Source organism: Arthrobacter sp. Y3223065 (assembly GCF_059090885.1).
Window position 1 is genome coordinate 704,016 of sequence record NZ_JBNHGC010000001.1, and the last position, 14,368, is coordinate 718,383.

Sequence of the window (14,368 nt, forward strand, 5' to 3'; positions counted from 1 at the left end):
ATCCGCTCCTTGTGTTCCAGGCATGGCCCATCACCCGGTAAGACGCGTCCGCCTGACGTTGCGGTTCAGCCGGGCGTCCGGCCGCCGGTCCATTGTCTTACCCAGCCGCCTGCTCTATGAATGGACTATGACGGTCACGCTGAGGTCCCTCGAAACCGCTGTTCCGGATACCATCCTGATCCAGTCGGAGGTGCGGGACGTGTTTTCCACGCAGCCGGGCTTGACGCGCCTGGGGCAGCGCCTGGTGACCACATCGTTCGACCAGTCAGGCATCGACACCCGGTACACCGCCGTCGACGAACTCACGATGGCCAGGCGAACGGACAACCCGGTGTTTTTCGACGCCGATTCCCGGCGGCTGCTCTCGCCGAGCACCAAGGTGCGGAACGACGTGTTCGCGGACAAGGCTACCCCGCTGTTCATCGAGGCCGCCGGCAAGGCGCTGGCCTCCTGCGAGGGGATCGGCCCGGCGGACATCACGCATCTCATCACCGTCTCCTGCACCGGCTTCTTCAACCCCGGCCCGGACTACAAGATCGTGCGCGCACTCGGGCTCAATCCTGCCGTCCAGCGCTACCACCTTGGCTTCATGGGCTGCTACGCGGCGTTCCCCGCCCTGCGCGCGGCCAAGTCGTTCTGCGACGCGGATCCGGACGCCGTGGTGATGGTGGTATCGGCCGAACTCTGCACCCTGCACGTGCGTACGTCCAACGACCCGGACACCATCGTGGGGTCCTCGCTGTTCGCGGACGGGGCGGCGGCCGCGATCATCACCGCGCGCGGCCTGGCAGAGACCGGACCGGCCATCCGGCTGGACCACTTCGAAACCGTGCTGACCCCGGTTGGCGAGGAATCCATGGCCTGGAACATCGGCGACGAAGGCTTCGAAATGGTCCTGGGGACCTATGTGCCGCACATCATCGACGATCACATCGTTGGCGCCCTTGAACCCCTCTTGGCCCGTGAACCGGCCCTGGCCGCCAAACCGTACCGCGACATTGAACACTGGGCGATCCACCCGGGCGGCCGCAGCATTCTGGACAAGGTCGAGGCCAAGCTGGAGCTGACCGGGGAACAGCTCGTGCCGGCCCGGGAAACGCTGCGGCGGTACGGGAACATGTCCAGCGCCACCGTGATGTTTGTGCTCAAGCACATCCTGGAACAGCCGGCCGGGTCCGCCGAGGAGCGGATCTGCTCGATGGCGTTCGGCCCGGGCCTGACAGTGGAAACCGGGCTGTTCACCAAGACCGTGCCGGCCGCGACCCTCCAGACCCGCCAGGTCCCCGCGGCAGCGGCGGTGTAGGGCGGGAACGGACCGCCGTGGCCGCACGCCCATCGGCACGCAATGCGTCAACGTTCCTGGCCCGCCGCGCCACGGATGCCGTGGAGGAAATGGACAGGCCGGATTGCGATCCCGCCATGCTGCGGCGCACCTATGCCCAGTTTCCGCTGATCAACCGGGCGGTCTCCGGTTGGCACGGCATCTACCGGCGCCTGCTTCGCCCGCGCCTGGCCGGCATCGAGGCCCCCACCCTGCTGGATATCGGCTCCGGCGGCGGCGACGTTCCCCGGCTGCTCGCCCGCTTGGCGGCCCGGGACGGCCTGGACCTGCGGATCACGGCCATCGATCCCGACCCGCGCGCGCATGCCTTTGCCGTGTCCCGGCCGCAGTCGCCCGGCCTGGAGTTCCGGCAGGCCTTCAGCTCGGAGCTGGTCGCCGAAGGACGCAGCTTCGACGCCGTGGTGTCCAACCACTTGCTCCACCACCTGTCCGCCCCCGAGCTGGCCGGGTTGCTGGCCGACTCGCAGCGGTTGTCCCGCACCCTCGCAGTGCACAGCGACATCATCCGCAGCCGGACGGCGTACGTGCTGTTCGCCGCCGGGACGCTGCCGTTTTTTCACCGCTCCTTCATCCGCCGGGACGGGTTGACCTCCATCCGGCGCAGCTACACCCCGGACGAGTTGCGCGCCGCCGTCCCGCCCGGCTGGCGGGTGCTGCCTGATTCACGCTTCCGGCAGCTGTTGATACATGAGACCAATGCCTGAGGCAGCGCCCCCCGAGAGCCGGCCCGACGAAGCGCTCGGGGACCGCGTGCTCGATGTCGCGGTGGTCGGCGGCGGCCCGGTGGGACAGTTAATGGGCATCCTGCTGGCCCGGCGCGGAGTGGATGTGGCGGTCCTGGAGCGGCGCCGGGCACGCAGCAGCCACTCCCGAGCGATCGGGATCCATCCGCCGGCCTTGGCCGTGCTCGACGACGCCGGAGTGGGCCCGGAGCTGTTGGCGGCCGGCGTCCGCATCCGCCGGGGGGTGGCCCGCAGCCGCGGCCGGGAAGTCGCGTCGCTGTCGTTTGATGCCATTCCCGACGCGCATCCCTATGTGCTGGCCGTGCCGCAGGTCATCACCGAACGGCTGCTGGAAGAACAGCTGGAGGCGCTGCGTCCCGGGGCCCTGCGGCGCGCGGTGGCGGTGCAGGCGGCGCACGACGACGGAGCTGCCGTGACGTTGTCCTGTCGCGTGGGCGCGGGCGTGGGAGCGGGTATGGGCACGGCGCCGGGCGTGGGCGCGGGTCCGGACCCGGGAGCGGGTGTGGACACGGTGCGGGCCAGGCTCGTGGTGGCGGCCGACGGCGCATATTCCGCCTTGCGCCATCAACTCGGCGTCGGGGTGCGGACCCGGGTGTATCCCGACGCCTACCTGATGGGAGACTTCGCCGACACCACCGGCGACGGCAGCACCGCCGTGCTCTATCTGGAGGCGGGCGGAATCGTCGAATCCTTTCCGCTCCCCGGCGGTACCCGGCGCTGGGTGGCCAGGATGCCCGGCGTGGTCAGCCACCCGACCGCGGGCGGCCTCGCCTCCCTGGTCGCGCGGCGCACCGGCACCGGGCCGGACCCCGGCAGCTGCTCCATGCTCAGCGCCTTCTCCGTCAGCTCCCGGATGCCGCGGCGGCTGATAGCCGGGCGCATCGCGCTGATCGGCGACGCAGCACACCAGGTCAGTCCGATCGGCGGGCAGGGCATGAACCTGGGCTGGCTGGACGCGGCCGCCTTGGCTCCGATCGTGGCCGCAGCCCTGGCGGGCGAACCGACCGGCACGGCGCTGCGCAGGTTCGAGGCGGACCGGCGGCGCGCCGCCAACACCGCCATCTGGCAGGCGCACCTGAACATGGCCTTGGGCCGGCCGCTGCCGGCGCCGGTGCTCGCCGCCCGCAACCGACTGTTCAGCACGCTCACCCGCGTGCCCGGCGTGCAGGACACGGTGGCCAGCCGCTTCACCATGCACTGATCCGTCATCAAGCGGCTGGGGCTTATCCGGACGGCTAAAGTGGCTCTAGACAAATTCGGCAGCACGTCGATTTTCCCAGGCCGGAGACGTCCCGGCTGGCACGGTATGGAGGTGGGCATGGTCGGCGCGGACCGCATCGCCGTGCTGTCGCTGCATACCTCGCCGCTGGCCCTCCCCGGTGGAGGCGATGCGGGCGGCATGAACGTCTATGTGCGCGCCTTGGCGCGTGAGCAGGCGGCGCTGGGCACCGCCGTCGACGTTTTCACCCGCTCCCTGCATGACGGGCAGGAACCCGTGGAACATCCCCGCGCCGGAGTCCGCGTGATCCACCTCGACGGGGCCCCGGCCGACACGGTGGCAAAGGAAGACCTGCCGCAGCGGCTGGACGCGCTGGAGGCCTCGCTGCGGCAGTTCACGCAGCAGGACGGGGCACGGTACGACGTGCTGCACTCGCACTATTGGCTCTCGGGCGCAGTGGGGCTGCGGCTGCAACACGACTGGCACATTCCACTGGTGCATTCGATGCACACGATGGGGCTGGTCAAGAACCTGCACCTGCAGCCCGGCGAACCGCCCGAACCGGACTCCCGGATCCGCGGGGAACAAGCCATAGCCTCCGGATCCGGCCGGCTGATCGCCAACACCCTGACCGAGGCGGCCGAGTTGGTCGATCTCTACGGCGCGGACGAGGGGACGGTGGACGTGATCCCGCCCGGCGTCGACCTGCACACCTTCCGCCCCGACGGCCGGCGCGCGGACCGGGAGGCGGCGGGAATCGGTCCGGATACCTTCCACCTGGTGTTCGCCGGCCGCCTCCAGGTGCTGAAAGGACCGCAGGTGTTGCTGGCCGCCGCGGCGGAACTGCGCCGGCAACGGCCCGACATCCGGCTGCGGGTGTCCATCATCGGCGAGATCAGCGGAGCCGCAGGGCTGGACCTGCCGGCGCTGTCCAGGGAGCTGGGGCTGGATGACATGGTGGAGCTCTCGCCGCCGGTGGAGCCGCGCGAACTGGCGGCTACCTTCCGCAGCGCCGATGTGGTGGCGGTGCCGTCCTTCAGCGAATCCTTCGGCTTGGTCGCCTTGGAAGCGCAGGCGTGCGGTACGCCCGTCGTTGCCACCAACGTGGGCGGGCTGCCGGTGGCGGTCAGCCACGGGCTCACCGGCCTGCTGGTGGATGGTCACGACCCAGCCCGGTGGGCGGGTGCCCTCCGCGAGCTGCATGAATATCCGGAGTTCCGCCAGCGCCTCGGCGCAAATGCGGCGGTGCACGCCTCGTCCTTCGGCTGGGAGCAGACCGCCGCGCTGACGGCGCACAGCTACCAGCTGGCGGTCGACCACTTCCGCCGCTGAGGGCCTGTACGGGGCCGGCGGGACAAGGGATCGGGCAGCCGCACGGCTAGGATTCATGGGTGCCACTTCATGATTTCCGCATCCGCCGCGCCACCCGCGACGACATCCCCGCCACGCTCGACATGAAGCTCGCCGCCTGGCGGGAAACCTACGCAGCCCAGCGTCCCGACAGCTTCTTCGCCGCCGAAGAGGACCGGCGGGAGCAGCAGATCGACTGGTGGACGCGCGGGCTGGCGGCTGGCGCCGAGCTGTGGGTGGCCGAAGATCCCGGCGGGCGGATCACCGGCTGCTCGGGCGGCGGCCCCGTGCAGGACGACGACGCCGACGCCGGAGTGCCGCACGAACTGCAGATGCTCTATGTGCTGGCGGAGGCCCACGGGACCGGGCTCGGGCAGCGGCTGCTGGAGGCGGCGATCGGTGGCGGGCCGGCGCTGCTCTGGGTCCTCGAGGACAACCCGCGCGCCCAGGCGTTCTACCGCAAGAACGGATTCAGTCCGGACGGGCGCCGCGAGCCGCTGACCGGCCTGTGGGAGGGCCTGCACGAGATCCGGATGGTCAGGCGGGGCGGTTAGACCCGTTCCAGCTCGGCGCGAATGGCGGCGATGCCGCGCCACACTTCCTGGAAGCTGGTGGACAGCGGCGAGAGCCCCAGCCGGAGGCCGTCGGGCTCGCGGAAGTCCGGTATCACGCCCTGCTCCCAGAGCCTGCCGGTGACCTGCTTGAAGTCCGGGTGGTCGATGGTGACGTGGCCGCCGCGTTCGGCCGGATCGAGCGGCGAGGCGATGGCGACGCCGAACCCGCCCAACGCCTCCTGCACGGCTTCGACGGCAAACCCGGTCAGGGCGATCGACTTCTCCCGGACCGCTGCCAGCCCGGCCTCGTCGATCAGGGCGACCATGTCCTGCAGGGCGGTCATGCCGATGATCGGCGGAGTACCCGACGTGAACCGGCGGATGCCGCCGGCCGGCTGGTACCCCTGACCCATCTCGAAGGGTTTTGCGCTGCCCAGCCAGCCTTGGATCGGCTGGCTGAAGTGCTGGTGCTCGGTCCGCACGTAGGCCCAGGCCGGGGCGCCTGGCCCGCCGTTAAGGTACTTGTAGCTGCAGCCGGCGGCCAGGTCAACGCCCCAGCGGTCCAGTTCCACGGGCAGCACCCCGGCGGAATGGCACAGATCCCACAAAACGAGGGCACCGGCGTCGTGCGCCGCGGCAGTGATGGCCGGGATGTCCGCAACATAGCCGGAGCGGTAGGCCACGTGGCTGAGCAGGACGAGCGCGGTGTCGGGTCCGACGACGGCCCGGACCGCTTCGGCCGTCACTCCCCCGGCGTGCGGGGGCTCGAGCCAGTCCAGCTCCAGCCCGCACTCGGCGGCGATGCCTTCCACGATGAAGCGGTCGGAGGGGAAATTGTCCCGGTCCACCAGGATGCGCCGGCGGCCCGGGCGGGCGGCGATCGCGGCGCGGGCCAGTTTGTACAGCAGCACCGTGGTGGAGTCCGCGACCACGCATTGGCCGGGGGCGGCGCCCAGCACGACCCGTCCGAGCTCGTCGCCGATCTGCTCCGGCAACTGGAGCCAGACCTCGTCCCAGGCACGGATCAGCCGGCCGCCCCACTGCCGCGTCATGACGTCCCGGACACGCTCGACGCTGGCGGCCAGCGGCCGGCCCAGCGAATTGCCGTCCAGGTAGGCCACGACGGAGCCGTCGTCGTGGCCCAGAAACCGGGTACGGTATCCGCCCAGCGGGTCTGCGGCGTCGAGCATCCGGGCGCGGTCACGCAACTGATCGTCGTTGGTCATACGGCAAGCATAGAGGCGGCTGCCGCGGCGCCGCCGAACCGCGGCGCGAAGATTCCGAAAAAAATACTCCGTGGCTGTCGATATCCACCCCCGCCGTTCGACGGCATAGTAGAAGGCGCACGCCCGCGTCCTCGTACTCAGAAGGAGAAAGCCATGAAGTACATGTTCATCATGCGGTCCACGGATGAAGCCCTTGAGGCGTCCAAATCCATGCCGTTCGAAGAAATGATCAACAAAATGGGCGCCTACAACGATGCGATGATCAACGCCGGCGTCATGCTGGCGGGAGAGGGTCTGGCGGATCTTTCCGACGGCAGCGGCTTCGTTGTGGACTTCTCGGAGGAACCGCCGATCGTGACCGACGGCCCGTACGGCGAGACCCACGAGCTGTTCAACGGTTTCTGGATTGTCCAGGTGGCATCCAAGGAGGAAGCCGCGGAGTGGGCCAGCCGCTGCCCGCTGGGACCGGGCTCGAAGCTGGAGGTCCGCCGCGTGACCGAGGCCGCCGATTTCGCGGAGTTTGCCGACAACGAGTACATCCGGAAGGAAGAAGGATGGCGCGAGGAAGAGGCGAAGCTCCGCTCGGAGAACGCCTGACCGCCGGAGCGCAGGAGCCCGGGGTGATGGGGGCGAAGCCCTGCGGATCGGACGCGTCCTGGTTTCACTGGTGCCCCGGGAGCCCGAAGCGCACGCGCTGGTGGCCCTCATGGAGTTCCAGGCCTCGCGTTTCGGCGCCCGCACCCGGTCCGACGGCAGTCCGGTCCTGCTCGCCGACCAGGACCGGACGCGTTGGGACCGCGCCCAGATTGAACGCGGCCGCGCCGCACTGGCCAGGGCCGACGCGCTGGGCCGGGGCCGGGGCAGCTACGCCCTGCAGGCAGCCATCGCCGAATGCCATGCGGCCGCACCAAGCGTCGCCGGCATCGACTGGGCGCAGATCGTGCTGCTCTACGAGGCGCTTGGCCGGGTGGCGCCGAGCCCGGTGGTGGAGCTCAACCGTGCTGTGGCCGTGTCCATGGCCACCGGGCCCGCCACGGCCCTGGCCATCGTGGACCGCCTGGTCTCGGAGGGCGCCCTGAGCGGCTCCCACCTGCTCCCCAGCGTCCGCGGCGAGCTGCTGGCCCGGCTCGACCGGGCGGACGAGGCCCGCGCCGAGTTCGCCGCTGCCGCCGCCCTGGCGAAGAATGCGAACGGGAGGTACTCGAACGCCGGGCCGCCACCGCCTGACCGGTCCGACCAGGCGCCGGTCAGCCGGCGAGTGTGTGGACGCTGCCGGTGAAGTGCAGCCGGTGGCTGCGCTCCCCCCAGCCGGTGAACTCGGAAGCCTCCCACGACCCGTTGCGTTCCGTGTCATGGATCCTGACGCCCACCGTGGCGGGCAGGAAGACCGGCGCGGCGAAGTCGATGCGCCAGCTGAAGGGTTCGCTGGCCGTTGCTTCCACACTGGTCAGGACCCGGGACGCCAGGTACATGCCGTGGGCGATGGACCGCTTGAGCCCCAGCATTTTGGCGGATACCGCGCTCAGGTGGATCGGGTTGAAGTCACCGGAGACTCCGGCGTACTCGCGCCCGGCCTCCGGCCCGAGCCGCCAGCGGGCCGTCGGCTGCGGCGGCGTGAAATCGACGCGTTCCGGCCGGGCCGCCTTGTCCAGCCCGGGCAGGTAGACCGCCTTGGCCAGGTAGTCCGAGACGCCTTCCCATACGGCGTCGCCGCCGGCCTCGATCCGGGTATGCAGTTCGACCTGCGTACCCGCGTGGTGGCCGCGGAGACCCTCGGCCCAAGCGGTCACGGTCAGGGGCTCGGCGAAGTGGACCGGCCGCAAATGCCGCACCCGGTTGGCCAGGTGGACCATGCCGAGCAGCGGCAGCGGAAAGTCCGGCCGCGTCATCACGCTCATGGCCACGGGGAACGCGACCGAGTGCAGGAACACGGAGGGTAAGGTGTCCCGGACCGTCCCGTGGACCAGCTGCTGGAACCCGCTGATCCGCTCGGGCGTGATCTGCACCCCGTCCAGGGTATGCCGTACCGGCGGGACCTGCTCGGTGTGCTGGCCGACGCCAAGCTTGTGCCGTGCGGCAGTCGACGCGGCCGTCAGGTAGAGGCGCGAGAGCGTGGGCATCTCCCCCAGGATCACCTCGTTCATGCGCCGACCATGCTTTGCCCGCAGACCCGCAGGGTCTGCCCGTTGATGCCGCCCGCGGCATCGCTGGCCAGGAAGGAGACGGCCTCGGCGACGTCGCGCGGCTGTCCGCCCTGTTGCAGAGAGGAGAGCCGGCGTGCCACTTCCCGGGTCACGAACGGCATCCGGGCGGTCATGTCCGTCTCGATGAACCCCGGCGCGACGGCGTTGATGCTGCCTCCGGCCTCCGCGAGTTCGGCAGCCGATGCCCGGACCATGCCGATGATTCCCGCCTTGGACGCAGCGTAATTGGTCTGCCCGCGGTTGCCCGCAATGCCGCTGACAGAGGCCAGCGAAACCAGGCGCGGCCGCCCGCGGAAGGCGCCGGAGGCCAACAGCTGCCCGTTCATCCTCAGCTGGGACGAGAGGTTGACGGCGATCACGGAGTCCCATTTGGCCTGATCCATGTTGGCCAGCAGTTTGTCCCGGGTGATGCCGGCATTGTGGATCACGATGTCCAGTCCGTGGTGCCGCTCCACGGCGTGGGCGGCGATCTTCGCGCCGGCATCGGCCGCGGTGATGTCCAGCTGCAGGGCGGTGCCGCCCACCCGGTTCGCGACCTGTGCCAGCTGTTCCCCGGCCGCGGGGACATCGACGACGATGAGCTGTGCGCCGTCGCGGTGCAGGGTCTCGGCGATGGCGGCGCCAATGCCGCGCGCGGCGCCGGTGACAACGGCGACCTTGCCGGCCAGCGGACGGTCCGGATCCGCGGGGAGCAAGCCCTCGTCGGAGTCAACCAGCAGGAACTGGCCATTGACGTAGGCGCTCCGGGCCGAGAGCAGGAAACGCAGGGGCCCGAGGACGGCCGGCGCACCGGCGTCAACGCCTTCCCCGAGGAGGATGCCATTGGCGGTGGCACCGCCGCGCAGCTCGTGCGCCAGCGACCGCAACGCCCCGTCCACGGCTTGGCGGGCGGCGGCCTGCGCAGGCCGGGCGGCGCCGTCGGCAGGGCGGGAGACGGTGATGACGCGGCCGCCCGGCGCCAGATCCCGCAGGCTGGCGCCGGCGCCGAGCATCGGACCCGAAAGGTCCTCGGGCGCGGCCAGTTCGTCGAGCACCAGCACGATGCCGCCGAGGGGTTCCTTCGGTGCCGCATGCCGGCGGACGTCCAGGTCCCACCCGAGCATTTCCTTGGCCACGGTGTCGGCGCCGGCGCCCGCACCGAGCACCAGGACAGGTCCGGGCAGCAACGGTGCGCCGGGCCGGTAGCGCCGCAGGACGGCAGGCTGCGGCAGCCCCAGCTTCTTGGCCAGGCTCTTCACCGGTCCGGCATTAACCAAATCCAGGTACCGGTCGGCCATCAGTTCGCCTCCAGGATGGCGACGACGCCCATGCCGCCAGCGGCGCAGACGGAAATCAGGCCGCGGGTGGTGCGGGACTCGGCGTCGGCCTTCTCGCGCAGCATCTTGGCCAGGCTGGCCACCAGCCGCCCGCCGGTCGCCGCAAACGGGTGGCCGGTGGCCAGCGAGGAGCCGTTGATGTTGAGGCGGGTGCGGTCGATGGCGCCCAGGGGCTTCTCGAGGCCCAGTTTGTTGCGGCAGAACTCCTCGCTTTCCCACGCCGCCAGGTGGCACAGCACGGTTCCGGCGAAGGCCTCGTGGATCTCGAAGAAATCGAAGTCGGCGAAGGTCAGGGCCTGCCGGGCCAGCAGCCGGGGCACGGCGTAGGCCGGCGCCATCAGCAGTCCTTCCTTGCCGTGCACAAAATCTACGGCCGCGGCTTCGGAGTCCACCACCTCTGCCAGCACCGGCAGGTCATTGCTCCGGGCGTATTCTTCCGAGCTGAGCAGCACGGTGGAAGCGCCGTCGGTCAGCGGCGTGGAGTTGCCGGCGGTCATGGTCGCCTCGGCGCCTAGGTTCTTGCCAAACACCGGCTGCAGCTTGCCCAGCTTCTCCAGGGTGGTGTCGGCGCGCAGGTTGGAGTCCTTGGCCAGGCCGCGGTAGGGCGTCATGAGGTCATCGAAGAACCCGCGCTCGTACGCTGCCGCCAGGTTGTGGTGGCTGGCCAGGGCGAGTTCGTCCTGCGCGTCGCGGGTGATGTTCCAGGCGGCGGTGGTCAGCGCCTGGTGCTCGCCCATCGACAGCCCGGTCCGCGGCTCGGCCGTGCCCGGCGCGTTGGGCGCCAGGTCCTTGGGACGCAACTTGGCGACGGCGGTCAGCTTCTGCTGCATGCTCTTGGCGCGGTTCAGTTCCAGGAGTACTGCCCGGAGTCCTTCGCTGACCGCGATCGGTGCGTCGGAGGCAGAGTCCACGCCGCCGGCGATGGCGGAGTCGATTTGCCCCAGTTTGATCTTGTTGGCCAGGCCCATCACGGTTTCCAGACCGGTGGCGCACGCCTGCTGCAGGTCGTAGGCCGGCGTTTGAGGCGAAAGCGCGGAACCGAGCACCGCCTCGCGGGTGAGGTTGAAGTCGCGCGAGTGCTTGAGGACTGCGCCGGCGGCCACCTCGCCGATGCGTTCGTCCTGCAGCCCGAACCGTGCCACCAGCCCGTCCAAGGCCGCGGTGAGCATGTCCTGGTTGCTTGCCTGCGTGTAGGCTCCGTTCGCGCGGGCAAAGGGAATGCGGTTGCCGCCGACGACTACTGCCCTGCGCAGTCCGTTGGCGGAGCGGGTGCCGGTGGCGTCAGGTGAAGTGGCCATGTGGGCTCTCCTCGTGGTTGGGGCGGAACGGAACAAAGACAGTTACCGTAACCAAGCGTACCTGATACGCTGAGTTACGTGAACACCATCACAGGCCGCCAGGCCGCATCGAATCCGGCGACGCCGGCGGACGGCCGCTCCGCCCGCTGGGACCGTCACCGGACGGAACGCCGCCGGGAGCTGATCCGGGCTGCGCGCCACGCGGTGCACCGGCTTGGCCCCGATGCTTCCATGGAGGAGATCGCGGCAGCGGCCGGGACGTCCAAGCCCGTCTTCTACCGCTACTTCGGCGACAAGGCGGGGCTGCAGCAGGCCATGGGCGAGGTGGTAATCGGCCGGATGCAGGCCCGGCTCCAGGAGGCCGCCGCGACCGCGACTACAGCCCGGGAAGGCCTGCACGCCATGGTTTCGGTCTACCTGCAGATGGCCGAATCCTCGCCGCACGTGTACGCGTTCGTCACCCGCAACGCACCGTCCGAGCCACCGGTTGCGCAGCAGCCAGGCGCGAAGGGGGCCCGGCCGGACGCCGCACCCGAGGACGGAAGTTCCGCCGTCCTCCACGACTTTTTCGCCAACGTCACCGCCATGATCGAGGCGCCCCTGCGCGGCCATCTGGCCGCGGCAGCGGGCAGTGCCGCAGAACTGACTGCCGCATCCTACTGGCCCCGCGCCGCCATCGGCATGGTGCGGGCCGCCGGGGAATGCTGGCTGGCGGCTCCCGACGATGAAACCAAACCGAGCCGCGAGCTCATGACGGGCCTGCTCACCCAATGGCTGCTGGGCGGCGTCGCCCCGGGCCACAGCGCTCCCGCAGCTGGCTCCGGGCATCCTGGCCGGGCCGACACGACCACCGGCAAGGGCTGAACCGGCCTGCACCAGGCCGCCCGGCCGCCCGGCCACCTGACTAACACCTGACAACCGAAGGAACATCCGATGACGTATACGCCGCCAGCCCTGGAAACCCCGGAACCGGTTGAAGACAACGGAGCCGCCGTTGATGTGGCCGAACTCGGCCGGCTCTTGCTGGGCCGCTGGGCCGACATCCGCCAGGCGGCACGTGACCTGGCCGGCCGCCCGGAACTCCACCGCATCGACGGCCTGACGATGGAGGAGCACCGGCAGCGGGTCTCCGGACAGCTGAAGTACCTCGTGGACACCGGCGCCGTGCACCGGGCCTTCCCCGCACGGCTCGGCGGCGAAGACAATCACGGCGGCAATGTGGCCGGTTTCGAGGAACTCGTCACCGCCGACCCCTCGCTGCAGATCAAGGCCGGTGTGCAATGGGGCCTGTTCGGCGCGGCGGTGCTGCACCTGGGCACTCGGGAACACCATGACCGGTGGCTGCCGGACATCATGAGCCTGAAGACTCCCGGCGCCTTCGCCATGACCGAGACCGGCCACGGATCCGACGTGGCCAGCATCGCCACCACCGCCACCTACGATCCGGGCACGGAGGAATTCGTCATCCACACGCCTTTCCGGGCCGCGTGGAAGGACTACCTGGGGAACGCCGCCAACGACGGCCTCGCCGCCGTGGTGTTCGCCCACCTCATCACCCAGGGCGTCGACCACGGCGTCCACGCGTTCTATGTGCCCATCCGGGACGAACAACATGACTTCCTGCCCGGCATCGGCGGCGAGGACGACGGCTACAAGGGCGGCCTCAACGGCATCGACAACGGCCGGCTGCACTTCGACCACGTCCGCGTCCCGCGCACCAACCTGCTGAACAGGTATGGCGACGTGGCCGAGGACGGCACCTACTCCTCCCCCATCGCCAGCCCGGGCCGCCGCTTCTTCACCATGCTCGGCACCCTGGTGCAGGGCCGCGTTTCGCTGGACGGCGCCGCCGTGGCCGCCAGCAAGGTAGCCCTGGCCATCGCCGTGCGCTATGGCACCGAACGCCGGCAGTTCAACGCGTCTTCCGACACCGCCGAAGAGGTACTGCTGGACTACCAGCGTCATCAACGGCGCCTGTTGCCCCGGCTGGCCACCACCTACGCGGCGTCCTTCGCGCACGAACAACTGCTGGAGAAGTTCGACGACGTCTTCTCCGGCGCCCACGACACCGACGAGGACCGGCAGGATCTGGAAACCCTGGCTGCCGCCCTGAAGTCGCTCAGCACCTGGCACGCGCTGGACACGCTGCAGGAGTGCCGCGAGGCCACCGGCGGGGCGGGTTTCCTGGCCGAAAACCGCTTCGCGGCACTGCGCGCCGACCTGGACATCTACGCGACCTTCGAAGGCGACAACACGGTGCTGCTGCAGCTGGTTGCCAAGCGACTGCTGGCGGATTACGCCAGGGAATTCCGCCACGCAGACTTCGGCGTGATGGCCCGGTGGGTTGCCCATCAGGCGGCCGACGCCACCTTCCACCGCACCGGCCTGCGCCAGGTGGCCCAGACCTTCGCGGACACCGGTTCGGAGCGCAAGAGCGCCAACTACCTCAAGGATCCGGAGTCACAGCGACAACTGCTCACCGACCGGGTTTCCACCATGGTGGCCGGCATCGGCGGCGCGCTCCGCAACGCCACCAGGCTGCCGCAGGCGGAGGCCGCGGCGCTGTTCAACGAACACCAGCATGAGCTGATCGAGGCCGCCCGCGCACATGCGGAACTGCTGCAGTGGGAAGCCTTCACTGCCGCACTCGCGCAGATCGACGACGACGGTACCCGCCAGGTGCTGACCTGGCTGCGGGACTTGTTCGGCCTGTCGCTGGTGGAGAAGAACCTGGGCTGGTATCTCACGTACGGCCGGCTTTCCACCCAGCGCGCCCGCATCCTCGGCGGGTACATCAACCGCCTGCTATCCCGGTTGCGCCCGCACGCCCGCGACCTGGTGGACGCCTTCGGCTATGGGCCCGAGCATCTGCGCGCGAAGATTGCCACCGGCGCCGAGCAGGAACGCCAGGCCGAAGCCATGGCCTATGCCCGGTCGCGGCGGGCCAGCGGCGATGCCCCGGTGGACGAGAAGGTGCTCGTCGCCCGCCGGAAAGCCGCCGAAAAGCTCGCCCGGAACCGCCGGAAGCTGCCGGCAAACAGCTAGGAGCACGACGGCGGGGCCCAGCCGGGGGTGTCGATCCGGATCGCCACGGCGGGGGCCGCCGTCGTCAGCGG

At 70.0% G+C, this 14,368-nt stretch carries 12 protein-coding genes and 1 pseudogene; 9 read left to right on the forward strand and 4 right to left on the reverse strand.

The annotated features are described in order from the left end of the window. The first annotated feature begins 127 nt into the window (after nt 1-127). The 5 genes from AC5RUK_RS03200 to AC5RUK_RS03220 all read left to right on the forward strand — a co-directional run bounded on the left by AC5RUK_RS03200 (nt 128) and on the right by AC5RUK_RS03220 (nt 5,208). Nucleotides 128-1,303, forward strand: coding sequence for a type III polyketide synthase (locus tag AC5RUK_RS03200; protein ID WP_494151347.1), 1,176 nt, complete (start codon nt 128-130; stop codon nt 1,301-1,303). A 17-nt stretch (nt 1,304-1,320) separates the two neighbouring features. Then, nucleotides 1,321-2,046 carry a class I SAM-dependent methyltransferase gene (locus AC5RUK_RS03205; protein WP_494151348.1) on the forward strand — a complete coding sequence of 242 codons (726 nt, stop codon included), beginning with the start codon at nt 1,321-1,323 and terminating at the stop codon, nt 2,044-2,046. Further along, a complete protein-coding gene (locus AC5RUK_RS03210) occupies nt 2,039-3,286 on the forward strand; it encodes an FAD-dependent oxidoreductase (RefSeq protein WP_494151349.1) in 1,248 nt (415 codons plus the stop codon). The genes AC5RUK_RS03205 and AC5RUK_RS03210 overlap by 8 nt, the downstream gene beginning before the upstream one ends. 117 nt (nt 3,287-3,403) lie before the next feature. Further along, a complete protein-coding gene (gene mshA / locus AC5RUK_RS03215) occupies nt 3,404-4,636 on the forward strand; it encodes a D-inositol-3-phosphate glycosyltransferase (protein ID WP_494151350.1) in 1,233 nt (410 codons plus the stop codon). A gap of 59 nt (nt 4,637-4,695) precedes the next feature. After that, nucleotides 4,696-5,208 carry a GNAT family N-acetyltransferase gene (locus tag AC5RUK_RS03220; protein WP_494151351.1) on the forward strand — a complete coding sequence of 171 codons (513 nt, stop codon included), beginning with the start codon at nt 4,696-4,698 and terminating at the stop codon, nt 5,206-5,208. Here AC5RUK_RS03220 and AC5RUK_RS03225 read toward each other — a convergent pair. Continuing rightward, entirely contained in the window at nt 5,205-6,434 is a 1,230-nt protein-coding gene (locus AC5RUK_RS03225) for a kynureninase (RefSeq protein WP_494151352.1), read from the reverse strand. The genes AC5RUK_RS03220 and AC5RUK_RS03225 overlap by 4 nt on opposite strands. 153 nt (nt 6,435-6,587) lie before the next feature. Between AC5RUK_RS03225 and AC5RUK_RS03230 the strand changes: the two genes are divergently transcribed. Both AC5RUK_RS03230 and AC5RUK_RS03235 read left to right on the forward strand, forming a co-directional pair. Continuing rightward, nucleotides 6,588-7,031 carry a YciI family protein gene (locus AC5RUK_RS03230; RefSeq protein WP_494151353.1) on the forward strand — a complete coding sequence of 148 codons (444 nt, stop codon included), beginning with the start codon at nt 6,588-6,590 and terminating at the stop codon, nt 7,029-7,031. Nucleotides 7,032-7,065: 34 nt separating this feature from the next. Continuing rightward, nucleotides 7,066-7,713, forward strand: a pseudogene (locus AC5RUK_RS03235) (DUF6596 domain-containing protein); the annotation flags it as partial. On the opposite strand, the gene AC5RUK_RS03240 reads toward AC5RUK_RS03235, so the two are convergent. From AC5RUK_RS03240 to AC5RUK_RS03250, 3 genes are read right to left on the reverse strand one after another with little or no spacing between them, the layout of a single operon-like run. After that, entirely contained in the window at nt 7,682-8,578 is an 897-nt protein-coding gene (locus tag AC5RUK_RS03240) for a MaoC family dehydratase (protein ID WP_493987238.1), read from the reverse strand. The pseudogene AC5RUK_RS03235 and the gene AC5RUK_RS03240 sit on opposite strands and share 32 nt — an antisense overlap. Beyond that, the gene (locus AC5RUK_RS03245) at nt 8,575-9,915 is read right to left on the reverse strand and encodes a 3-oxoacyl-ACP reductase (RefSeq protein ID WP_494151354.1); all 1,341 of its coding nucleotides are present in this window, start codon (nt 9,913-9,915) and stop codon (nt 8,575-8,577) included. Before AC5RUK_RS03245 ends, AC5RUK_RS03240 begins: the two co-directional genes overlap by 4 nt. Continuing rightward, complete coding sequence (locus tag AC5RUK_RS03250) at nt 9,915-11,252, reverse strand: acetyl-CoA C-acetyltransferase (protein WP_494151355.1); 1,338 nt, start codon at nt 11,250-11,252, stop codon at nt 9,915-9,917. The genes AC5RUK_RS03245 and AC5RUK_RS03250 overlap by 1 nt, the downstream gene beginning before the upstream one ends. Before the next feature lie 78 nt (nt 11,253-11,330). Between AC5RUK_RS03250 and AC5RUK_RS03255 the strand changes: the two genes are divergently transcribed. Then, complete coding sequence (locus tag AC5RUK_RS03255; RefSeq protein ID WP_494151356.1) at nt 11,331-12,116, forward strand: TetR/AcrR family transcriptional regulator; 786 nt, start codon at nt 11,331-11,333, stop codon at nt 12,114-12,116. A 69-nt stretch (nt 12,117-12,185) separates the two neighbouring features. Further along, nucleotides 12,186-14,297: an acyl-CoA dehydrogenase family protein gene (locus tag AC5RUK_RS03260; protein WP_493987242.1), complete on the forward strand. Its 2,112-nt coding sequence runs from the start codon at nt 12,186-12,188 to the stop codon at nt 14,295-14,297. The last annotated feature ends 71 nt before the right edge of the window (nt 14,298-14,368 follow it).

Excerpts from the sequence above, each read along its gene's own strand:
- AC5RUK_RS03200 (WP_494151347.1), top strand. The coding sequence starts at position 128 with ATGACGGTCACGCTGAGGTCCCTCGAAACCGCTGTTCCGGATACCATC.
- AC5RUK_RS03210 (WP_494151349.1), top strand. The coding sequence starts at position 2,039 with ATGCCTGAGGCAGCGCCCCCCGAGAGCCGGCCCGACGAAGCGCTCGGG.
- mshA (WP_494151350.1), top strand. The coding sequence starts at position 3,404 with ATGGTCGGCGCGGACCGCATCGCCGTGCTGTCGCTGCATACCTCGCCG.
- AC5RUK_RS03225 (WP_494151352.1), bottom strand. The coding sequence starts at position 6,434 with ATGACCAACGACGATCAGTTGCGTGACCGCGCCCGGATGCTCGACGCC.
- AC5RUK_RS03230 (WP_494151353.1), top strand. The coding sequence starts at position 6,588 with ATGAAGTACATGTTCATCATGCGGTCCACGGATGAAGCCCTTGAGGCG.
- AC5RUK_RS03240 (WP_493987238.1), bottom strand. The coding sequence starts at position 8,578 with ATGAACGAGGTGATCCTGGGGGAGATGCCCACGCTCTCGCGCCTCTAC.
- AC5RUK_RS03245 (WP_494151354.1), bottom strand. The coding sequence starts at position 9,915 with ATGGCCGACCGGTACCTGGATTTGGTTAATGCCGGACCGGTGAAGAGC.
- AC5RUK_RS03250 (WP_494151355.1), bottom strand. The coding sequence starts at position 11,252 with ATGGCCACTTCACCTGACGCCACCGGCACCCGCTCCGCCAACGGACTG.
- AC5RUK_RS03260 (WP_493987242.1), top strand. The coding sequence starts at position 12,186 with ATGACGTATACGCCGCCAGCCCTGGAAACCCCGGAACCGGTTGAAGAC.